At 73.3% G+C, this 21,356-nt stretch carries 17 protein-coding genes; 5 read left to right on the forward strand and 12 right to left on the reverse strand.

Going from position 1 to position 21,356, the window contains the following annotated elements; genetic code table 11:
- The first annotated feature begins 159 nt into the window (after positions 1-159).
- Complete coding sequence (locus ACGFZS_RS34515) at positions 160-1,206, forward strand: LacI family DNA-binding transcriptional regulator (RefSeq protein WP_393798401.1); 1,047 nt, start codon at positions 160-162, stop codon at positions 1,204-1,206.
- A gap of 696 nt (positions 1,207-1,902) precedes the next feature.
- On the opposite strand, the gene ACGFZS_RS34520 is transcribed toward ACGFZS_RS34515, so the two are convergent.
- Together ACGFZS_RS34520 and ACGFZS_RS34525 are read right to left on the reverse strand one after the other, a co-directional pair.
- Complete coding sequence (locus tag ACGFZS_RS34520; protein ID WP_393798402.1) at positions 1,903-3,153, reverse strand: FAD-dependent monooxygenase; 1,251 nt, start codon at positions 3,151-3,153, stop codon at positions 1,903-1,905.
- A gap of 110 nt (positions 3,154-3,263) precedes the next feature.
- A complete protein-coding gene (locus tag ACGFZS_RS34525; protein WP_393798403.1) occupies positions 3,264-3,644 on the reverse strand; it encodes a hypothetical protein in 381 nt (126 codons plus the stop codon).
- Between the two features lie 387 nt (positions 3,645-4,031).
- Here ACGFZS_RS34525 and ACGFZS_RS34530 point away from each other — a divergent pair, with 387 nt between their 5' ends.
- Positions 4,032-4,967, forward strand: coding sequence for a GNAT family N-acetyltransferase (locus tag ACGFZS_RS34530; RefSeq protein WP_393798404.1), 936 nt, complete (start codon positions 4,032-4,034; stop codon positions 4,965-4,967).
- Positions 4,968-4,984: 17 nt separating this feature from the next.
- Positions 4,985-5,785, forward strand: coding sequence for a sugar phosphate isomerase/epimerase family protein (locus ACGFZS_RS34535; protein ID WP_393533497.1), 801 nt, complete (start codon positions 4,985-4,987; stop codon positions 5,783-5,785).
- A gap of 158 nt (positions 5,786-5,943) precedes the next feature.
- On the opposite strand, the gene aroA is transcribed toward ACGFZS_RS34535, so the two are convergent.
- Positions 5,944-7,194, reverse strand: a complete 1,251-nt coding sequence (aroA, locus tag ACGFZS_RS34540) for a 3-phosphoshikimate 1-carboxyvinyltransferase (protein ID WP_393798405.1) — start codon at positions 7,192-7,194, stop codon at positions 5,944-5,946.
- Positions 7,195-7,673: 479 nt separating this feature from the next.
- On the opposite strand from aroA, the gene ACGFZS_RS34545 reads away from it, so the two are divergent.
- Positions 7,674-9,467, forward strand: coding sequence for a glycoside hydrolase family 3 protein (locus ACGFZS_RS34545; protein ID WP_393798406.1), 1,794 nt, complete (start codon positions 7,674-7,676; stop codon positions 9,465-9,467).
- Between the two features lie 102 nt (positions 9,468-9,569).
- Positions 9,570-10,187 (forward strand): hypothetical protein, encoded by a 618-nt coding sequence (locus ACGFZS_RS34550; protein WP_393798407.1) that lies wholly within the window; start codon positions 9,570-9,572, stop codon positions 10,185-10,187.
- Positions 10,188-10,296: 109 nt separating this feature from the next.
- Here ACGFZS_RS34550 and ACGFZS_RS34555 read toward each other — a convergent pair whose 3' ends face one another.
- The 9 genes from ACGFZS_RS34555 to ACGFZS_RS34595 form a co-directional block, all read right to left on the reverse strand.
- Positions 10,297-11,589 carry a hypothetical protein gene (locus ACGFZS_RS34555; RefSeq protein WP_393798408.1) on the reverse strand — a complete coding sequence of 431 codons (1,293 nt, stop codon included), beginning with the start codon at positions 11,587-11,589 and terminating at the stop codon, positions 10,297-10,299.
- Entirely contained in the window at positions 11,586-12,137 is a 552-nt protein-coding gene (locus ACGFZS_RS34560) for a flavin reductase family protein (RefSeq protein WP_393798409.1), read from the reverse strand. The genes ACGFZS_RS34555 and ACGFZS_RS34560 overlap by 4 nt, the downstream gene beginning before the upstream one ends.
- A 4-nt stretch (positions 12,138-12,141) precedes the next feature.
- Positions 12,142-12,726, reverse strand: a complete 585-nt coding sequence (locus ACGFZS_RS34565; RefSeq protein WP_393798410.1) for an O-methyltransferase — start codon at positions 12,724-12,726, stop codon at positions 12,142-12,144.
- A gap of 29 nt (positions 12,727-12,755) precedes the next feature.
- On the reverse strand, positions 12,756-14,159 hold the full coding sequence (locus tag ACGFZS_RS34570) for an MATE family efflux transporter (protein ID WP_393798411.1): 1,404 nt from the start codon (positions 14,157-14,159) through the stop codon (positions 12,756-12,758).
- Between the two features lie 2 nt (positions 14,160-14,161).
- Complete coding sequence (locus ACGFZS_RS34575; protein WP_393798412.1) at positions 14,162-15,631, reverse strand: tetratricopeptide repeat protein; 1,470 nt, start codon at positions 15,629-15,631, stop codon at positions 14,162-14,164.
- Positions 15,606-17,564 carry a S9 family peptidase gene (locus ACGFZS_RS34580; protein ID WP_393798413.1) on the reverse strand — a complete coding sequence of 653 codons (1,959 nt, stop codon included), beginning with the start codon at positions 17,562-17,564 and terminating at the stop codon, positions 15,606-15,608. Before ACGFZS_RS34580 ends, ACGFZS_RS34575 begins: the two co-directional genes overlap by 26 nt.
- Positions 17,564-18,745: a SagB/ThcOx family dehydrogenase gene (locus ACGFZS_RS34585; RefSeq protein ID WP_393798414.1), complete on the reverse strand. Its 1,182-nt coding sequence runs from the start codon at positions 18,743-18,745 to the stop codon at positions 17,564-17,566. The genes ACGFZS_RS34580 and ACGFZS_RS34585 overlap by 1 nt, the downstream gene beginning before the upstream one ends.
- Entirely contained in the window at positions 18,742-19,968 is a 1,227-nt protein-coding gene (locus ACGFZS_RS34590) for a SagB/ThcOx family dehydrogenase (RefSeq protein WP_393798415.1), read from the reverse strand. The genes ACGFZS_RS34585 and ACGFZS_RS34590 overlap by 4 nt, the downstream gene beginning before the upstream one ends.
- A gap of 500 nt (positions 19,969-20,468) precedes the next feature.
- Positions 20,469-21,257 (reverse strand): LuxR C-terminal-related transcriptional regulator, encoded by a 789-nt coding sequence (locus ACGFZS_RS34595; protein WP_393798638.1) that lies wholly within the window; start codon positions 21,255-21,257, stop codon positions 20,469-20,471.
- Between the last annotated feature and the right edge of the window lie 99 nt (positions 21,258-21,356).

A 21,356-nucleotide genomic window follows, 5' to 3' on the forward strand; every position in this document is an offset into this window, starting at 1 on the left:
TTTCACCACTGGTCTGTACAAGACCGTGATGGGGTCGAGTTGTTCGAGGGGGCGAACAACAGGAGTGAATGGCCTTATGGTCTGCTCGGCAAGGGGGCTTCCTTTGATCAGGCTGTGTACGAAGACGTACGACGAGATGCGCGACCGGAGGACGACGAGATGACGGTGACCCTGGCGGACGTGGCGGCCCGCGCCCAGGTCTCGCCCGCGACGGTGTCGCGCGTACTGAACGGCAACTATCCCGTGGCGGCGACCACGCGGGAACGGGTGCTGCGGGCGGTGGACGAACTGGACTATGTCCTCAACGGCCCCGCGAGCGCGCTCGCGGCGGCGACCTCCGATCTGGTCGGCATCCTCGTCAACGACATCGCCGACCCGTTCTTCGGCATCATGGCAAGCGCCATCCAGGCCGAGATCGGCGGTCCCGGCGGGCGGGCGGGCGGCGAGCGGCTGGCGGTGGTCTGCAACACCGGGGGCTCCCCGGAGCGGGAGCTGACGTATCTGACCCTGCTGCAGCGGCAGCGGGCGGCGGCGGTGATCCTGACCGGCGGGGCCATGGAGAACGCGCCGCACGCGGCGGCGGTGGCGGCGAAGCTGCGCAAGCTGGCGGACGCGGGGACGAGGGTGGTGCTGTGCGGGCGGCCGCCGGCGCCGGACACCGACGCGGTGGCGCTGACCTTCGACAACCGCGGCGGCGGGCGGGAGCTGACCGAGCACCTCATCGGGCTCGGCCACCGGCGGCTCGGCTACATCGCCGGTCCCGAGGAGCGCACGACCACCCGGCACCGGCTGGAGGGCCACCGGGCCGCGCTCGCCGACGCGGGCATCGAGGAGGACCCGCGCTGGACCGTGCACGGCCGCTACGACCGGCGGGCGGGGTACGAGGCCACGCTGGAGCTGCTGCGCCGGGACCCGACGCTCACCGCGGTGGTCGCCGCGAACGACTCCGTCGCGCTGGGCGCCTGCGCCGCGCTCCGGGAGTCGGGCATGCGCATCCCCGCGGACGTGTCCGTGGCCGGCTTCGACGACCTGCCCTTCAGCATCGACGCGGTGCCGTCCCTGACGACGGTGCGGCTGCCGTTGGCGGAGGCGGGGGCGCGGGCGGGCCGCATCGCCATGGGCCGCGAGGAGCCGCCACCGGGAGGCATCGCGACGGTACGCGGCGAGCTGATGGTCCGGGGGTCCTCGGGTGTACCCCGCACCTGACCCCCACGAGCGGTACCGACTCGAACACCGGGGACGCGGCTCAGGTGCCCCCGACCACCCCCTCCGACCCGCACACCCCGTCTACGGCCCGTTCCCGCCGTAGACACACCGACGGCCGCCCACCCGACCCGTTCCCGACGCGGCGGGAGCAAACCGGCACCTGCGCCGCTCCCGCCGCGACGGAAGCCGCCGCCGTCTGCGCCGCTCCCCCTGCGGGCGGGGCAGTCGGCGCCGCCGGTTTCCGCCACAGAGGAAGGCGTCGGCGCCGCCGGTCACCCCCGCGACGGACGCGGTGGCGCCGCCCGGACCGCGCACTCCGCCGCAGCGGAAGAGGCCGGCAGCTGCCCCGCGTCCGCCGCACACGGAACCTGTCGCCGACCGCACCGCTCCCCCGCGGGGGAGGCAGTCCACGCTGCCGATTTCCGCCGCAAGGGAAGACGTCGGGGCCGCCGGTTCCGCAGTGCCGGAAGCGGCGGCGGCAGACCGCGCGCCGCCCGGACCGCGTACTCCGCCGCAGCGGAAAGGGACAGCGACCGCCCCGCTCCCGCCGCAGCGGAAGGCGCCCGCGCGGCCTGGTCCGGCCGGGAGGAAAGGCGTCGGTGGCTGTCACCGGTCCCGGCCGTGCCCGGAACCTGTCGGTGGCTGCCCCCGCCGTGGCGGTACCCGTCGGCGACTGGCCCGGTGCGGCGAAGGCCGTCAGTGACCCGGCTGGGGGGAGTGGGGCAGGAGGGGTAGGGGGGCGGCGCCGCGTTTGCGGTCCTGGTACCAGCGGGTGCCGGTGTCGTAGGCGCGGCGGGCTCGGCGTACGGGTTTGAGCTGGGTGGCGAGGTGGGTCTGGTAGCGCCAGGGGGCCTGGTGGCCCTGGCGGACGGCCATGGCGTAGGCGAAGTCGACGGGGCCGCGGTCGAGGTAGTCGTCGAGCTGCTCGAACCAGGCCATGCTGGTGCGGGCGGCCGCCTGGACGGGGTGGAGTTCGGCGCGGCGGCGCTTGTCGTACTCGCGCAGGGCGATCCGCGGGTCCGGGAAGCCCTTCAGGGCCTCGGCCAGGATGATGCCGTCGATCATGGCGAGCCGGGTGCCGGAGCCGAGCGTGAAGTGGGTGGTGTGGGCGGCGTCGCCGGCGAGGACGACCGGCCGGCCGGGGTCGCTGCCGTCGACCCAGGTCCGGTTGGCGAGGTGGGTGAACCGCTGCCATTTCGCGGGCGCGCCGCGCGACTTGCTGATCAGGGAGTGGCCGTCGAGGGCGCGGTGGAAGATCTTCTCCAGCAGGGGTACGGCGTCCTCCTCGTCGAGCGTGTCGAGGCCGAGGCCCTGCCAGGTCTCCGGGGAGCTCTCCACGATGCAGGTGCTGACCCCCTTGAACGAGGGGTAGGCGTGGAACCAGATCCAGCCCGCCTCGGTCTGCTCGAAGGCGAAGACGAAGCTGTCGAACTGCCGGTCGGTGGCGAGCCAGATGAAGGGGTTGCGGCCGGTCTGCGTGTGCGGCCCGAACCGCTCGGCGCGGCTCTGCCGGATCCGGCTGTTCGCGCCGTCGGCCGCCAGGATCAGGTCGGCGTCCGGCAGGTCGGCGGGGTCGGCGAGCCGTTCCCCGTGCCGTACGTCCACGCCGAGGGAGCGGGCGCGCCGGGTGAGGATGTCGAGGAGGGCCGCGCGGCCCATGCTGTAGCCGAAGCCGCCGAAGTAGGCGGTGCCGTCGTGGCGGTTGCCGTGCAGCCGGATCTCCTGCTGCTGCCAGAGCACCGAGCCGGCGCTCACCGCGCGTGCGCTCTCGGGGTCGTTGCGGTGCAGGATGTCGAGCAGGTCGCTCCAGTAGACGACGCCCCAGCCGTAGGTGGCCTCGGGCGGGTCGGCCTCCAGCACGATGATCTCGTGTCCGGCGTCCCGCAGCTTCGCCGAGATCGAGAAGTACAGTCCGGCCGGGCCGCCGCCCACGCACACGATCCTCATCCGGTCACCGCCTCCACGAGGGGTTCTGATGCATGCGTCCGGGTGCCCGAGGGGTCGGGCACCCGGATCCACCTTCTGCTGTCAGGGAGCGTCACACGCTGTGGCCTGGCTCAGTCTCCCCAGCCACCTCCGCCCCAGCCACCGCCGTCGCCGCCGCCCCAGCCGCCGCCACCGTAGTGACCGCCGCCCCAGCCGTAATCGTCGCCCCAGCCGCCGTAGCCGCCGCCTCCCCAGCCGCCGCCTCCCCAGCCGCCGTGACCGCCGCCGTAGCCGCCGCCACCGTGACCGCCGCCGTAGCCGCCGCCACCGTGACCGCCGCCACCGCCGTGACCGCCGCCACCGCCACCGCCGTGGCCACCGCCGCCGCCACCGTTGTCCTGGTAGGAGACGACGTGGTCGGGCGCAGACTGGTTGGCCGCGCTGGCGACTCCGGCCCCGGCAGCGAGTGCCAGGATGGGTGCCGAAATCGCAGCGATGGCAACCCTCTTCATCCGTGTGGTGTGCGCGCGCATTTTTTCGCCCCTCTCCGAGGGTGTGGTTGAGTTACGGCGGCCGCGCAGTGGCCGCTCTGCGTGCGCTCCAGAGCCTGCGCGCAGCTCTGAGCGCGTCCGCCGCCCTCGATGCCGGTTCTCCGCACCGCACGGGTTTTCTCCGGCGGACCACGTCACATCCGAAGTTGAAACGGACATAAGTGACGTTCGTGTATAAACCTACGGCGCTGGCGCGACGAAGTCAAAAGCAGGACCAGGCCCAGGCAAAAAAGAACAAGTAAAGCCTGCGGAGCCGCTGTTCGGGCCGATGACTTCCGGCCGGACGGGGTGCCGGGATAGCCTCGGAGCCACGGTATCTCTGACTCAGTCAACCATCGGGGCCCAGCCATGACCGTCCAGGACATCCGCGCCTTCAACCGCTTCTACACCAACCTCATCGGCGCCCTCGACTACGGCCGCCACCTCTACGCCCCGTACACCCTCACCGAGGCCCGGGTGCTGTACGAGCTCGCGCACTCCGCGGAGACCGACGCGGCCGACCTGCGGGCCGATCTCGCGCTGGACGCCGGGTACTTGAGCCGGATCCTCAACAAGTTCGAGGAGGCCGGACTGATCGAGCGCTCGGCCTCGGAGAAGGACCCCCGGCGCCGGCGCGTCTCCCTCACCCCGGACGGCCGGACCGCCGCCGAGCTGCTCGACGCGCGGGCCCGGGACTCGGTCGGCACGCTGCTGGGCGCCGTCGACCCCGGCGAGCGGCCCCGCCTCGCCGAGGCCATGCGCACCATCCGCACCCTCCTCGGCGACGGACACGCCCCCGGCGACGCCGGCGAGGTCGTGCTGCGCGAGCCGCGCCCCGGCGACCTGGGCTGGATCGTGCAGCGCAACGCCGCCCTGTACACCTCCGAGTACGGCTGGAACGCCGACTACGAGGGCCTGGTCGCCCGGATCGTCGCCGACTACGCCGAGGACCACGACCCGCACCTGGAGCGCACCTGGATCGCCGAGTGGGCGGGGCGGCCGGTGGGCTGCGTGATGTGCGTACGGGACGACGCCCCCGGCACCGCGCGGCTGCGGCTGCTGCTCGTCGAACCGGAGGCCCGCGGGCTCGGCATCGGCGACCGGCTGGTCTCCGCCGTGATCGCGTTCGCGCGCGGGGTCGGCTACCGCGACCTGGTCCTGTGGACCAACGACATCCTGTCCTCCGCCCGCCACATCTACCAGCGGCACGGTTTCGTCCTCACCGCCGAGAAACCGCACCGCTCCTTCGGCAAGGACCTGGTCGGCCAGGACTGGCGGCTGGACCTGCACGGAACCGGTGAGTGAGAAGTAGGTTGGTGGGCATGAGGTTCGCCTTCTCCACCCTCGGGGTTCCCGGTCTGCCGGTGCCGGACGTGCTGGCGCTCGCCACCGTCCACGGCTACCACGGCGTCGAGCTGCGCGCCCATCCCGAAGAGCCCGTCCATCCCGGCCTCGGCCCGGCCGCGCGGGCCGACGTGGCCGCCGAGTTCAAGGCGGCCGGGGTGGAGGTGCTGGGCGTCGCCGGGTACGCGCGCCTCGCGGCCCCCGGCGAGGACGGCCCGGTGCTCGACGAGACGCGCGGGCTCCTCCAGCTCGCGCACGACCTGGGCGCCTCCTTCGTCCGCGTCTTCCCCGGCGCCGACCCGGCGCTGCCCGTCGCCGAGTCCGACGCGATCGCCGCCCGGCGGCTCGGCACCGTCGCCGAGGACGCCTCCGCCCTCGGCGTACGGGTCCTGCTGGAGACCCACGATTCGCACCGCACCGGCGCCGACGCGATCCGCGTCCTCGGCCCGGTCGGCCACCGCATGGTCGGCTCGCTCTGGGACGTCATGCACACCTGGCTGGGCGGCGAGCAGCCCGCCGAGACCTACGCGGCCCTCGCACCGCACCTCGGCTACGTCCAGGTCAAGGACATCGCCTCGGCCGACGACACCACCCCGCTCCCCCTCGGCGCCGGCATCCTGCCGCTCTCCGACTGCGTCGAGATCCTCTCCCGCCACGGCTGGGACGGCTGGCTGTGCTGGGAGTACGAGAAACGCTGGTACGAGACGGCCGCCCCGCTCCCCGGACTACTGGCAGCGGGCCGCGACCACCTGGCCCGACTGCTCAACGAGTCGGCGTAGCCGCGCCGGCCAGGCTCAGCGAGCGCGGCGGCTCACCACGCGCACCGGCCCCGCGCGCAGACCAGCTCAGCGCCCGCACGAGGCACCGTACGAACCGGATCACCGTGCAGGCCGGCCCTTGCAAGGGACAGGGCACGCCCGGAGTCTCGCCGACCCGCTCACCCGCCGTCGAGCGGGATGCCCCACCCGGCGGTGAGCTCCCCGAACGCCTCGTGGAAGCCCGGGAAGGTCTTCTTCACGCATCCAGGGTCGTCGAAGGAGATGCCCGGTGCGCGGAGGGCGGTCACCGCGAAGGACATGACGATGCGGTGGTCGCCGAAGGTCTTGATCTCGGCGGGGGCGGGGGTGCCGGGGCGGATCTCGATCCAGTCGTCGCCCGTGCTGACCCCGACGCCCAGCCGGCGCAGGTTCTCCGCGCAGGCGTCGAGCCGGTCGCACTCCTTCACCCGGGTGTTGGCGACGTCCTCGATCCGGACGGGTCCGTCGGCGAAGGGGGCGATGGCCGCGAGGGTGGGCATGGTGTCGGAGACGTCCCGCATGTTGACGGTCAGGCCCCGCAGGCCGCCGGTGCCGCGGACGGTCGTCCGGTCCGCCCCGACCGCCACCTCCGCGCCCATCCGCCGCAGCACGTCCACGAACCGCACGTCGCCCTGGAGCGCGCCCTGTCCGAGCCCCGGGACGGTGACCTCACGGCCCGTCACGGCCGCCGCGGCGAAGAAGTAGCTCGCGGTGGAGGCGTCGGGTTCGATCGCGTAGGTCGTCGCCCGGTAGCCGCCGGGCGGGACGACGAAGGTGTCCCCCTCCCGGGCCACCTCCACCCCGAACGACCGCATCATCGCGAGCGTGATCTCCACGTACGGCGCGGAGACCAGGTCCGTCACCCGGATCCGCAGGCCCCTGCGGGTGAGCGGGCCGAGCAGCAGCAGCGCGGTGAGGTACTGCGAGGACTGCCCGGCGTCGAGGGTGACGGCACCGCCCTCGACGCCGGCCGCCTCGATCCGCAGCGGGTGGTGTCCCTCCGCGCCCTCGTGGCGCAGGTCGACCCCGAGGTCGCGCAGGGCGCGGGTGAGCGGGGCGAGGGGGCGGCGGCGCATCTGCTCGGAGGCGTCGAAGCGGTAGCTGCCGTGTCCGGCCGCGGCGAGGGTGGGCAGGAAGCGGGCGGTGGTGGCGCCGTCGCGGCAGTAGACGTCGGCGGCGGGCAGGGCGGGGCCCTGCGGGCGGCCGTCCACCTGCCAGGTGTCCGGGGTGCGGCCGACGCGGTAGCCGAGCCGGACCAGGCCCTCGGCGAAGCCCTCGGTGTCGTCGGAGCGGAGGGGGCGCAGGAGGGTGGTGACGCCGTCGGCGGCGGCCGCGAGGAAGAGGGCGCGGGCGGTGACGGACTTGGAGCCGGGGATGTCGACGAGGGGCATCCGCCCATGATCGCCGGTTGGGGGTTTCCGGTGCGGGAGGTTTCACAAGGTGGAACGGGTCGTTCGTCGGGTGTGGGTCGGTGGGGGCCGGTCGCGCCCACGCGGCGGAGCCGCACATCGATACAGCCCCGCGCCCCTACGGGCCCGTTGCCCCTGACGCAACTTCCAGCTCACGCCTCCCGAATTACGGAAATGCGCCGGCCACCGGGAACCCCGTCCCCCCTCCGTCCGTCCAACTCGCAGGCTGTCGGAAGAGTCTCCGTGGTGTGGTGTCGGCCCTCGCTGCTGGCTGCGATCGTCGACCTACCCTCTCCGCCGCACCACGGCCGCCGGCCCGCCGCCATCGACGTGCCCCCCTCCAATGCGCCGATGGCGGCCCCTTTCCGGTTACCGTGCAGTCCCTTGACGGAAAGAAACTTCCCGGATAGTGGTGCTTCACGGAAGTTTCCTTCAGCGGTACTCCACCGGAAGGAGCGCACGTGCCCTCCAGACGCACCCTCCTGGCCGCGACCGCGGGTGTCACCGCGGGACTGGCCGTCGGCGCCAGTGCGTATGCCCTCGGCTCCGACGACAAGAAGCTCCGCTCGCTGATCTCCCGGATGACTCTCGAGGAGAAGGTCGGGCAGCTGTTCGTGATGCGGGTCTACGGTCATTCGGCGACCGATCCGGACCAGGTGGACATCGACGCCAATGTCGAGGAGATCGGGGTCAGGACCGCCGCCGAGCTGGTCGCGAAGTACCGGGTCGGCGGGATCATCTACTTCACATGGACGCACAACACCCGGGATCCGCGGCAGGTCGCCGAGTTGTCGAACGGGATCCAGCGGGCCTCGCTGGCGCAGCCGCGGGGTCTGCCGGTGCTCATCGCCACCGACCAGGAGCACGGCGCCGTCTGCCGGATCGGCAGGCCCGCCACCCTCTTCCCGGGTGCGATGGCGATCGGGGCGGGCGGCTCGGCGGCCGACGCCCGCGCCCTCGGCCGCATCTCGGGCGCGGAGTTGCGCGCGATGGGCGTACGGCAGGACTACTCCCCCGACGCCGACGTCAACGTGAACCCGGCCAACCCCATCATCGGCGTACGGTCCTTCGGCGCCGACCCGGACGCCGTCGGGGCGCTGGTCGCCGCCGAGGTGGCGGGGTACCAGGCGGCGGGGGTGGCCGCGACGGCCAAGCACTTCCCGGGGCACGGCGACACCGCCGTGGACAGCCACACCGGCTTCCCGGTGATCACGCACAGCCGGGAGCTGTGGGAGAAGCTGGACGCGGTCCCGTTCCGGGCGGCGGTCAGGGCGGGCATCGACTCGATCATGACCGCGCACCTCCAGTTCCCGGCGCTGGACGACTCCGGCGACCCGGCCACCCTCTCCCGTCCGGTGCTCACCGGCATCCTGCGCGAGGAACTCGGCTACGACGGGGTGGTGGTGACCGACTCGCTGGGCATGGAGGGCGTCCGCACGAAGTACGGCGACGACCGGGTGCCCGTGCTCGCCCTCAAGGCCGGGGTCGACCAGCTCCTCAACCCGCCCACCCTGGACGTCGCCTGGAACGCCGTCCTGAAGGCCGTACAGGGCGGGGAACTGACGGAGTCCCGGCTCGACGAATCGATCCTGCGGATCCTGCGGCTGAAGTCGCGGCTGGGGCTGCTCGACCGGCCGTACGTGAACACGAAGGACGTCGGCCGGGTGGTGGGCACGGCCCGGCATCTCGCCGCCGCCGACCGGATCGCCGAGCGCACCACCACCCTGCTGGTCAACGAGGGCGGCCTGCTCCCCCTCTCCCACGCCACGCACGGCAGGTTGCTGGTCGTCGGCGCCGACCCGGCCTCCCCGTCCGGTACGACGGGCCCGCCCACCGGTGTGCTCGCCACCGCCCTCACCGGACTCGGCTTCACCGCCACGGCGATGTCCACCGGCACGGCGCCCTCGGCGGCGACCGTCGACCAGGCGGTCGCGGCGGCACGGGACGCGGACGCGGTGGTCGTCGGGACGTACAACGTCACGGCGGGCGGCGAACAGCAGCGGCTGGTGGAGCGGCTGGTCGCGACCGGCAGGCCAGTGGTGGCCGTGGCGGTCCGCAATCCGTACGATGTCGCCCAACTGCCCACCGTGAAGGCCTTCTTGGCGGCCTACTCGTGGACCGACGTCGAACTGCGGGCCGCGGCCCGGGTGATCGCCGGCCGGGTGACACCGCGGGGCAGGCTGCCGGTGCCGGTGCAGCGGGCGGACGATCCGGCGCAGGTGCTGTATCCGATCGGTCACGGGCTGACGTACTAGACGTACGCAGCGGAACCGGGCGTAACACCCCCAACAGGCGGAAAGCCTCCCACACGGCTGGCGTGGGCCCTGCTCGCGGGCCACGCTGGCAGGGGGGTCGGTATGCGCGGGAGACGATGGGCGGGGGTACTGGTGGCGCTGGCCGTCGCCCTGCCGGCGGCCGGGTGCCGGTCGTCCTCGTCCGGGACCCCGGCGGGCAGCGCGCGGTCGACGGCGAGCGGGCCGGTGTCCGGGTACGGCACGGAGTTCCTCGCGGTCGGCGAGTGCAGTTCGTTCGGGACCGCCAGCTTCACCGAGGTGCCCTGCACCAGCGAGCGGGCGGCCGCCCGGGTCGTCGCCCGGTACGACGGGACCGTCGCCGACGGGCCGCCGTGCCCGGCCACCACCGACTTCGTGCTGCACATCAGCGCCCAGCGCGCGAGCGGCGACGAGGACGGCGACGGAACGATCCCGCAGGGCTACGCCTGTATGCGCAACCTGGAACCGCCGCACCCCGGGGACCCCGGCGGGGGCGGCGGACCGCGCACCGTCGTCGGCGACTGCGTCTACGGCTCGGGCCACGGCCAGGTCCGGGAGACCGCCTGCGACGGCTCGGGCAAGCGGGAGCCTCAGTACCGGGTGGTGCGGGCGGTGACCTCGCGGGACGACTGCCCGGCGTCGACCGCCCTCTACGTCCAGCTGGGCGGGGAACGTCCGGTGGGCTGCGCCCGGCGGTTGTGAACAGAGTGCCGACTTCCACCCACAAGGCCACCGACCGCTCTCGGACGGTGCGGCTGGAGGGCACCGCGTGGCAGATCTTGGCGGTCGCCCGCCGGGCGACGCGTCCGAGTCAGCCGCCGGTCAGTGCCGCCAGATACGCCTGTGGCTCGCGTGCCGCCGCGTCCAGTTCCAGGCAGCGGCCCATGGCGTGCGCCGCGTCCGCCGTCCTCTCCAGCAGCAGGTGGCACTGGGCTGCCCGGTACCAGCCCATCGCGCCCGCTCCCGTGCTGAGCTGTCCCGCCCGCGTGTAAAGGTGTGCCGCGTGGTGCAGGTCGCCCGCGCGGGCGTGCGCGTCGCCCGCGGTGAGAAGAGCTTCGACGCAGTTCGGGTCCAGGGCGAGGAGCTCCTCGGCGAGGGCCGGGGCGGACGTCGGCGTGATGTGGATGCGGAGTTCGAGAAGGTAGCGGGCGTTCTCCGCCGCCAGGAGGGCTGTCGTCTCGTCCTGGCCCGGCTCGGAGGGCGCCAGTGCGGTGTGGTGGGCTTGCGCGCGCGCCAGGTGGCGGGGGTCCTCCGGGTGCAGGAGCGCCGCCGCCCGGTGGAATCTGCTCAGGCCCAGGTGTGCCTCCCAGGTGTCCTGCCGGAGGGCCGCCGCCAGGGCTCTCCCGCGTGTCAGGTAGGTCTCCGCCCGCGTTCCGTCCCCGCCGCGCAGCGAGTGGCCGACGCCCTGGAAGCAGGCCGCGAGGGCGAGGGCCGGGTCGGGGGTGGTGGTGGACAGCTCGTCGAGGAGGGACAGCGCGCTCGCCAGGTGGCCAGGGGTGCGGGCGTGGACCCGGGCGACCTCGTAGACGTACTGGTCGTGGCCGGGGTCGCCGGTGGGGCGGACCGCTCCGGCGAGGTCGATCGCGTAGTGGCAGTAGGTGAGTTGGGCCAGGTGGAACAGGAGCAGGGCGCGGGTGGGCGCTGCCAGGTCGGGGAAGGCGTCCGCCGTGTCGACGAGGTTCTGCCAGTGCGGGCTGCGCAGGTGCGGGGCGAGACCGGCGGGGGTGCGGCAGTCGTAGGCGTCCAGGCCCGCGTGCCGCAGGACTTGGTGGCGTTGGCCGGGTACGCCGATGCGGGAGAACCGCGCGGGCCTGTGCGCGTCGGGCGGCTCCGCGAGCCGGGCCGCCACCAGCGGAATCGCTTGCAGCCGGAGCGGGCTGTACGGGCTGGGGCGCAAGTCGATGAGCGGGCGCCAGAAGGGGGTGAGGCGGTTGGCCTCGATGTCGGGAAGGCCGGTGCGGCGGGGCAGGGCGCCTCGGGGATCGGTGCGGGTGTAGGCAGGGCGGACCGGAAGCGGCAGGGATGCCGGGGCCAGTCCGGGAGCAGCGGGGGCGGACGTGGCGAGGGCCTGGGACACCGGGCCGGCCCCCGGGACCGTGCTCATGATCGCCCCGTCCCCGACGCCGCGTCCGGCAGCGGGGCCGTTGTCGCGTACCCCCCGTGATGGTGGACCAGCGGTTCGTGGCCCGGCAGCGGTTCCGCGTCCAGGAGGGCGCCGACGACCTGGAGGTGGTCGCCGACGCGCTGGCGCAGGACCGTGCGCGCGGTGAGGCGCGCGACACCCTGGAGGAGCGGTACGCCCTCTGGGGACGAGGTCCAGTCGACCCCGTGAAAGCGCGGGACCGCCCGGGCCGCGAACCGTACGGCCAGGTCCGCGTGCCGGGCGCCCAGCAGGTGTACGGCGAAGTGGTCGGCGCGGGCGACGGCCGCCGCCGTGGAGGCGGTGAGAGCGACGAAGAACGTCACCAGAGAGGGTTCCAGCGATACCGACGTGAACGAGGTCGCGGTGAAGCCCGCGGGCCCCGGCACCGTGATGACGGTGACCCCCGCGGCGTGTTCCCGCAGCGTGCGGCGCAGCAGTTCGGCGGTCGTGGGGCCTTCCTCGGCTTCCTCGGCTTCCTGGGCCGGCACGGCCCTCAGTGCGGCAGCCACGGTGTCACGCGTTCTTGCGGTGGGCCGCGATGACGAGCCCGGACGCCCAGTCCACCAGCGTGGGAACGAGGTTGGGCTCCTGCATGATCTCCTTGCGGAACAGTTCCACGCGCGGCGGGTGCGAGGCGTCCCAGCTGTCCTGGGGCAGCAGGTCGTCGGCGATGACGAGCGCGCCGTCCGCGAGGTGCGCGAACAGGGTGTCGCGGCGCTCGAACTTGGTGACCGTGGTGTCGATGAACGCGAAGTCGAAGTCGGGCCCGTCGTAGGCGGTCAGCCACTCGGTCGCGTCGGCGACCACGACCTCGGCGCGGGGGTCGTCGGCGACGACGTGCTTGAGCACCCGGGCGAAGTTCTCGTGCTTCTCGATCGAGGTGAGCCGCGCGTCGGCGTCCATGCCGTCCAGGAGCCAGCCCGCGCCGACGCCGACGCCGCCGCCGACCTCGATGATCCGCCCGCCGGGTTTGGCGGCGACGAGGCTGCGCAGCAGGGCGCCCACGCGGGGCTCGCTCGACATCTTGAACTGGCCGCGGTCGGCAATCGCCTGGGCCTTGGCGACGCGCGCCGGGACGGAGAGGGGGAGATCGCTCATGTCACTTCCTTACGGGAGTACGGGAAGGGTCAGGCCACGGCTGCGGGCGTGTGCCGGGTCAGCCGCCGCGCCGCCACCTCGGTGCCGACCGCGCGCGCCGCCCAGTAGGCGAGGACGCCGAGGAAGGCGCCGGTCAGGCCGAGGCCGGCCGCGTCGGCGAGCAGCCAGCCGACCGGGAGTTGTACGACTACGGCGGCGGCCAGGTTGGTGTACATCTCGACGCGGGTGTGACCGAGGGCGCGGATCAGGCTGACGTTGCCCAGGGTCCAGGCCATCAGGGGCACGCAGATCCCGATCAGGACGATCGCCTCGGCGGCGGCGTCGAGGACCGGGGCGAAGGACGTGAACAGCTCGGCGGTCAGGCGGGGCAGGAGCGCGAAGGCGAGGCCGATGGCGAGGCCTGGGGCGAGGAGTACGTACTGTCCCTGCCGCCACAGGACGCGGGCGGCATCCGGCTCCCCCGCTCCCAGCGACCGTCCGATCAGCAAGCGTTGGGCGGCGGCGAATGCCGTGCCGACGCCGAAGACGAACACCATGATCTCGAAGGCGATACGGCCGCCACCGAGTGCCGCCGTGCCGATGCCGCCCATCATGGCGAAGAAGACGGCCATGCTGGCGTAGTCGAGGCCGGAGGAGACCAGGGCGGGCCAGGCCAGGCGGGGTATGGACGTCTCGAAGTCGACCGGGCCGAGGCCTTCGGCGGCCGGTCGCCCGAGTTTGCCGCGCAGGTCCGAACGGCGGGCGAGGACGAGCAGGACGGCGACGCCTGCGAGCCAGGCGAGGCTGGTGGCCAGGCCGTTGCCGAAGGCGCCCCATCGGGGGAAGGGGCCGACGCCGTGGATGAGCAGCACGTCGAGGAGCAGGTTGACGACGTTGACCACGACGCCCGCCACGGCCGCGTACCGAGTCTTCTTGTACGCGTTGAAGCTGGCCGTGAGGAGGGTGAACGGTACGAGCAGCAGCAACGTCGGTGCTCGTGCGGTCAGGTATTGGGCGCCGATGGCGGGCAGTCGGGGATCTCCCCCGGCCACCAGGCCGGTCAGCCAACGGCCACCCGCCATGCACAGGACGGTCAGTGCGAGGGCGAACGCGCCGCAGTAGCGGGCCGAGACGGCCAGGGCGCGGCGAAGGCCCGGCGGGTCCTGGCGGCCGGCGAAGCGCGGGGCGAGGATCTGGTAGCCGATCACGGACGCGAGTACGAGGTTGGCGAACACGTCGAAGACGGCCGCGGTGCCGGAGACGCCGGCGAGTTCGGGCGCCCCGTACCGGCCCATCATGGCGGTGTCGACGATGCCGGAGGCGGTCGAGGACAGTGCGCCGAGCAGCAGCGGCAGGCCGAGGGCGACGATCTGGCGTGCGGCGGAGCGGGTGTCCTCGCCGGACGCGGCGCCCTGGTCGGCGCTCCGGTCGGTGGCCGGGTTGGCGGTCGTCACGGTCAGGCGGCCTTCGCGGGAGCAGTGCCGGGGGCGGGCGCGGAGGCGGGGCCGGGGCCCGGTTCGGGAGACGCGGTGCCGGCCGTCGGGGCGGCGCCCTGCGAGGGGGAGTTGGCGGCCGTCAGGTACGCGCGCGGCTCGATCGCCGTGGCGTCGAGCTCCAGACAGCGGCCCATGGCGTGCAGGGCAGCGCCGGTGTCGCCGACGCGGTCGTGGCACTGGGCTGCCCGGAACCAGCCGATCGCCCCGGCGCCGGTGGCCAGTCGTCCGGCGCGGGTGTACCACTGGGCGGCGGTCGCGTGGTCGCCTGCGGTCGCGTGGCCGTCACCGACGATGAGCAGGGCCTCGACACAGTTCGGGTCCATCGCGTACAGGGCCTCGCTCAGCTCTCGCAGCAGGTCGTTGCTCTCGTCGCCCCGGGCCCGGGCGGCGGCCTTGATCTGCGATTCCAGGATGATCCGCCGGTTCTCGTCGGCGACGAGCCGGTCGGTGCCGACGGGTCGGGCCGCGTAGAGCGCGTCGCTGTGGCGCAGCGCGGCGTCGACCTGGGCGCGCATCGCGTCGGGGCGGCGTTGGGCGAGGCGCAGCAGGGCTAGTGCGCGGTGGTAACGGCTGCGTACGAGATGGGTGTGCCAGTCGCCGCCGAGCCCCTGCGCGTCCAACGCGCCCGTTGCGGTGATCCGCTCGGCGTGCCGTTCGAAGGCGACGGCCCGGTCGGCGCCCGCGCCGCTGCGGATGGAGTGGCCGATGCCCTGTGCGCAGGCGGCCAGGGCGAGGCGGGGGTCACCGGTGGTGGCGGCGAGGGCGTCGAAGGCGGCCAGGGCACGCGGGGCGCGTCCGGTCACGCGGGCGGTGACGCGTGCGGCTTCGTACACGTAACGATCGTGCGCGGCCTCGCCGTCGGGGACCAGGTCGCCCGCGAGGTCGCTGGCGTGGGCGCAGAAGGAGAGCTGGGCGAGTTGGAAGACGACCAGGGCGCGGGTGGCGTCGTCGAGATCGGCGAAGTGGTCGATCAGTTCGACGAGCCGGGTCCACTGCGGGGTGCGCAGTTCCTCGGCGAGTCCGGCCGGAGTCGTGCACGCGTAGGCGTCGAGTCCGGCGTGGCGGAGCACTTGGGCGCGCAGACCGGGAACGCCGATGATGGCGAACCAGCTGGTGGGGCGGGGTGCGGGGGCGGCGAGCCATTGGGAGAGGGTGCGGACGCCCTGCAGACGCAGCGGCGCGTGGTCGCTGTGGGTCATGTCGATGATCGGCCGCCAGAAGACGCCGAGCCGGCTGTGCTCCAGGCCAGGCAGACCGGTGACGCGCGGGAAGCGGCCGCGGGCGTCGCTGCGGCTGTAGCGGCGCTGGATCGGCGGCGGGGCGTCCGGGCGCGGGGTCCTGCCGGTGGCAGGCGGGGACGCGGCGGGGGCCTCGCCGGCGGCGTACGGCGCCCTGCTGGTGCTGTCAGCACTGGTGCTGTCGGCGGACAAGGTGAGCCTCCAGGAAGGTCTCGGTCTCGGAGAACAGAATGTGCCGGTTCGCGTTGGCGACGACGTGGTGGCCCTCGTCCTCGAAGCGCAGGTAACGCACGGGGGCCGGGGCGGTGGCGGTGGCGTGCTCGACGAAGCGGTCGACGGTGGCGACGGGGACCCGCGGATCCCGTGCGCCGTGCGCGATCAGCAGCGGGGCCCGGTCGGGGCCGGCGGTGTGCCGGGGCGAGCGGCGCCGCAGCTCGCGCGGGCCGACGGCGGGCGGGGCGCCGGGCCCGAGGATCTGGCGGCGCAGTTGGGCGGCGAGCGGCCCCCAGTAGCGCGGCGGGGCCTCGACGAACTCGGCCAAGTCGCACGGCGGGCTGACCGCGATCGCGCAGCGCACCAGGTCGGGGCGGGTGCAGGCGGCGAGCAGCGCGGCGTAGCCGCCGTAGGAGCCGCCGAAGAATGCGATCCGGGCGGGGTCGGCGACGCCCCGGTCGGCGGCGGCGGCCACGGCGTCGTACAGGTCCCGCTGCATGCGCGCGCCCCACTCGCCGTTGCCGGCGAGCCGGAAGGCGCTGCCGAAGCCGCGCGAGCCGCGGTAGTTGACATGCAGGGAGGCGAAGCCGAGGGCGGCGAGGTATTGGGCCTCGGCGTGGAAGCGCCAGTAGTCGCGGCCGGACGGGCCGCCGTGCACGATCACGACGGTGGGCGCCGGCCCTGTGGCGCCGAGCGGGCGCATGGCGTAACCGGTGATCGGCTGTCCGTCGCTCGCGGTGAAGGCGAAGTCCTCCAGCGGGGCGAGGGGCCGGCCGACGAGGCCGGGGCGGTTGACGAACAGGGGTTGGGCGGTGGGAGCGGACGGGTCGGCGGTGCGCAGCCCGGTGGTCGGGGTTTCGGCGGCTGCGGGTCCGGCGGCGCCGGGGGTGAACAGCTCGTAGTGGATGGGCCCGTCGGTCCGCACGCGTACGGTCAGCCAGGCCGTGTCGTCGGCGCTGCGGTCGATCACGACGGCTGCGTCGTCCCCGTCAACGGCCAGCCGGGCGACGGCGGCTCGGCGGGCGGGCGCCATGGCGGGCAGCGGGTGCAGCTCGATGCGCTGTCCCATGACGGCGCACAGGTCGGGCCGTCCGGTGAGCGGGTCGAACCAGACGCCCTGCCCCGCGATCGGGTAGCTCTCGACATCGAGGTCCGGGTGCGCGAACTCCTCTGTTGCGTGACCGGTTTCGCAGTCGAGGGCGATCAACCGCCGGGTGCCGGCGCCGTGGCTGGTGAGGACGTACAGCATGCTGCCCTCGGCGTCGAAGCCCTCGACGGACAGGTTCGGGGCGTCGTCGGGGCCGAGCGTGAGCAGCGGCCGTGCGGTGTCGGGGTCTGGGCCCACGAGCAGGCGCGCGGAGCCGTCGCGCAGCAGTTGGATGCCGCCGCGGGCGTTCAGGTCCCGGTCGACCAGCCAGCGGTGGAACGCGCCGGAGCTCGCGAGGAGCCGGGGCGCAGGGCGGGCCTGCGACAGGTCGGCGCGGTAGAGCTCGGGGCGCTTGGTGACGGGGTTCTGCAGGCTGTACGCGAGGTGCGCGCCGTCGCGGCCGGTCCACACCTCGCGTACGGGGCCAGGCGCGGGCAGTTCGACGCGGGCTCCGCTGCCGACGCGTACGGCGGCGATGCGCCAGTGTTCGCTGCCCCGGGGCGCGTACCGGTAGAGCACGAACCGCCCGTCGGCGCTCCAGCGCGGGTCGGAGAGGGTGGCGCCGGGGTGGGCGGACAGCCGCCGGGCGGCGGCGCCGACCGTGTGCAGCCACAGCTCGGGTCCTTCGTCGGCGGTGCGGAGGTACACGACCGAGGCGCCGTCGGGGGCGAGCTTCGGGGAGATGTGGCGTTCGGCGGCGAGGAGTTCGTGGCGGAGGGCGGAGGCGGTGCACGCGGTGGCGCCCGGCGGCGTGGTCACGGCCATCAGGACGTCCGAGCGTCGTCCGTCGGCGGTACGTGGGTGACCTCGGCGCCGTTGAAGTCTATGCCGCGCAGGCCGAGCGAACCACCCATGGTGAGCGTGTACACACAGGCGTAGCGCCGGTCGTCGAGACCGTGCAGGTCCAGGTAGGGACGGTCTTTCTGGGCGGGGGTGACGAGCGTGCCCAGCCCGTAGGAGCCGCCCAGGACGATGAGTTCCTGGCCGATCACGCCCGCTTCGATCCACAGGCGACGCAGTCCGTGCTCGTGGCGGTAGCGCCACTGGTAGCGCGGGAAGTCGGCGACGAGGCCGAGCGTCCAGGCGGCGGTGACGGGTGAGTGCATGCCCTGTAGGACGTCGGTCATGGCTGCGCGGTGGTCGCCGGGGCGGATGGCGCGCAGCTCGTGGCGTTCCACGTCGTAGCGGTACGTGCCGGGGTCGAGGCCCTCGACCCCGTACGCGCACAGGTGGAAGTCCCAGGCGGAGCCGTAGCTGTCCAGGTAGGACAGCGGCTGTTCCGCGCTGGTGCGGGCGCGGCGGGCGCGGACGTCGGCGAGGCCGTGCCACAGCAGGCCCGACAGAACGGCCAGCGGCACGGGGCCGGGGGTGTACGCGCGTCCGCTGCGGCGGCGGGCGAGCAGCACGGACACGGGCTGGGCGCCGGGCGGCTCGGGGACGCCGAGGGGGACGACGGGGCCGTCGGGGAGCTGTTCGGCGGGCGGTTCGCCCTCGGTGGTGAGGTAGTGCTCCAGTGTGCGGGTGCGGATGGTGTCGCCGGGGTCGTCGGTGTCGGCGTAACTCCACCGGCGGGAGGCGACATAGGCCTGGCCGGAGGGGTGCCAGCCACGGCGCTGCCAGTGCCGCCAGCCCTCGGTGAGGCGGTCGCGTTCGTCGGCGGGGGCGGCGGGGTCGCCGTCGGGCGGGAGGGGGGCGGTCCCCTGGGCGAGGATGTGCTCGGCGAGGGCTGCGGGGCGCCAGCGGAAACGGCGTCCGGTGACCGTGTCGGTGAGTTCGACGGAAGCGCTGTCGGGGTCGGCCGAGGGGCGGATGGCGTGCCCGGCGGGCCAGTGGGGGGAGGCCGGGGGGCGGGCAGCGGTCTGGGCGCCTTGCGGGAGGGCGGTCATGGACTCAACTCCGGTACGGGAGGCGGGCATCGGCTGTAGACCGGTACGCGGGGACGTCATGGGGCTCCTTCGGTACGGGTCGCGGCGGCCCGGAGCTCGCCGGCACGGGGCGTGGTTGCTTCGGCAGCGGCCTTCAGGCTCGCCGGGATGCGGAGTTCGGCGTCCTCCTCCTGGCCGTCGGCGAGGGCCACGGTCAGCTGGTAGCCCTCGGCGAGTCCGTCGACGCCGAGGGCGTCCTCGATCTCGCGGGCCGCGTCGCAGTAGAAGATCGCGGCGGTCAGGCCGAGCGAGCGAGCGGCGATGCGGGTGGTCGCGGCGAGGTGGCCGGCGTCCATGTGGACGGTGCGGTAGGTACGCGGCTCGCGGTAGCGGTACATGTTGCGCTCGAAGACGGTGGTCAGCACGACCAGGGCTTTCGCGTGGAGCGGGAAGCGGCCGAGGGTGTTGGGGAAGAGCCGGGACAGGGAGGCGTCGTCGACCGAGGGTCCTTCGACGCTGCGCAGGCTGAACGGCAGCATCGTGACGTGGTACCAGCCGGGTTCGAGTCCGGCGATGTCGCGCACGACGACGTAGGCCTCCGAGGGGTGGCGGCCGCCCCCGGAGGGGCTGCTGCGGCGCAGCAGCGGCGCGGATTCGGTCCTGGGGATGATGCGCCCGGTCATGCCGAAGGCAGCGGCGACGACCTTCTCCAGCGCTTCTCGGTCCACAGGCGCGGCGCCGGTCCGGCCGGCCCAGATGTCGTGGGCGGTGGCGGGGATGAGGTCGGCGGTGAGGCCGGGGAGTCCGACGCCGGGGCGGTCGGTGTAGTCGAGCTTGTAGCGGTCGGTGTCCGGCTCGTACGACTGGTAGTCGCGCATCCGGTCGCGGTCGGCGAGGATGCCGAGGGCCTCGGAGTAGTCGACGCACGGGTAGTCGAAGCACAGGGTGTGGTACTCGACGGCCTCGTGCCAGCCGTGGCGGCTCCAGTCGCGGCGCACGCTGACGAGCCAGTCGAGTTCGGGGTCGGCGGCAGCCTGCTCGGTGTCCACGAGCAGTTCGCGCTCGCGCAGTGTGCCGATGAGTTCGAGCCAGTGGTCGACGGGCCGGGGCATCGCCTTGCTGCCGGCCAGGAGTTCGGCGAGCTCCTGCGGTTCGGCGGGGCGGGCCGCGGCGATCAGGGCGGCGACGGCCGGCCTGGACATCCGGTAACGCCGGCGGCGCAGCAGGTGTTCCACCAGCCAGTGGTCACCGGTCACGGCCGAGGGAGGAGTGATCCTGACCGCTGGGTTGAGTCGTACTGTCATGGTTCTCTGCCTCTCCTCGGACGCTCGTCCTGGTTGTCCTCGGTCCTCTTTGCGGTCGACCGCCCGGCCTCCGATCGCGCGGAGGCCGGGCGGCGATGCGTGCCGTGCCTTCAGTGCCGAGCGACGACTAGTAGACCGAGCCCTGCAGGAGCATGACCTCGTACGCGTCGGTCTCCTCGGTCATGTCGACCTCGGCGGCCTCGACGACGAGTTCGGCGGCGGTGGTGGTGTTCTCACCCATGGTTTTCTCCTTCGGAGAGTGTCCGCGAAGTTCCGCGGAGTTCCTGCCTTCCGGGTTTTTCCCGGCTGACCAGAACTCTGCCGGAGTTCCTCGGGAGTTCCCATAGAAAAGGGCGGAAGGGAAGCGAGGGAGGGACTTTGGGGCAGCGGTCACGCATTGACGCAGATCAGCGCATACGAAAGGGCCCGGATATGGGTGTCGGTTCCACCCATATCCGGGCCCGCGTTTCTACCCGTACTTGATTCGCCGATGAAATGGATCAGAGCAGGCCGGCGCGCAGGGCGCTGGACACCGCGTGGGTACGATTGCGCAGCGACTGCCGCACCATCATGGAATTGATAATGTTCTTTATGGTGCGCTCTGAATAGCCGAGACGGTCCGCTATCTCCGCGGTTCCCGCGCCGTCGGCGAGCATTCGCAGGACCTCGATGTCCCGCTCGGTGAAGCCGTGCCCGGCCACCGACTCGGTGCGGACCCGCCTGAGGTGAGCGGCCAGCGCACGCATCGCGGCGCCGGGCAGCACGGATTGCGTGCGGCACTCAGTGATGGCCCTGACGATGCGCCGGTAACCGGCTTCGGGCCGCAGCAGGAGGCTGCTCAGGCCCCACTCGACGGCGCGCAGCAGCTGTGACTCGGTGATCGACTCGGCTACCAGGACGACTCTGACCTGCGGGTTGCGGTTCGCTGTCAGGGCCGCGCGCAGACACGTCAGGGTGGACTCGGTTACGCGCCCGGCCAGGACCAGAAGCACCTCCGCGTCCGTCTGTTCGCGCGGATCGCCGGCGACCCTCACCTCGTCGAGGGCGGCCAGGTAGGCCTGGGCGCCCTCCTTGACGAGGTCGTCGTCGGAGTGTACGGAGACGAGCGGCACGGCGCCCGGCAGGGCTGGAGGGGGCGTCCTGTCGTCGGCGGCTTCGCGGGGTTGCGCGGAATTCGCCATTCCGCCACCAGGCGTCACGCTGGTCTGCGTCATGCCGTTGCGCGTGCCGCGGCTTCCGGCGCTGCCGTTGCGGACTTTCCGTGGCGCCCTGATCACGGCGCTTTCCACGTATTTCAAGAAAGATTCCCTTTCGGTCAGCGCGGGCCGCTCAGCTCCCCCAGGTGACGTCCCACGTCCCAGGCCCCGCGGCGACGTCCCACTGCGCAC

The organism is Streptomyces sp. NPDC048288 (genome assembly GCF_043201555.1).
Taxonomy (GTDB): domain Bacteria; phylum Actinomycetota; class Actinomycetes; order Streptomycetales; family Streptomycetaceae; genus Streptomyces.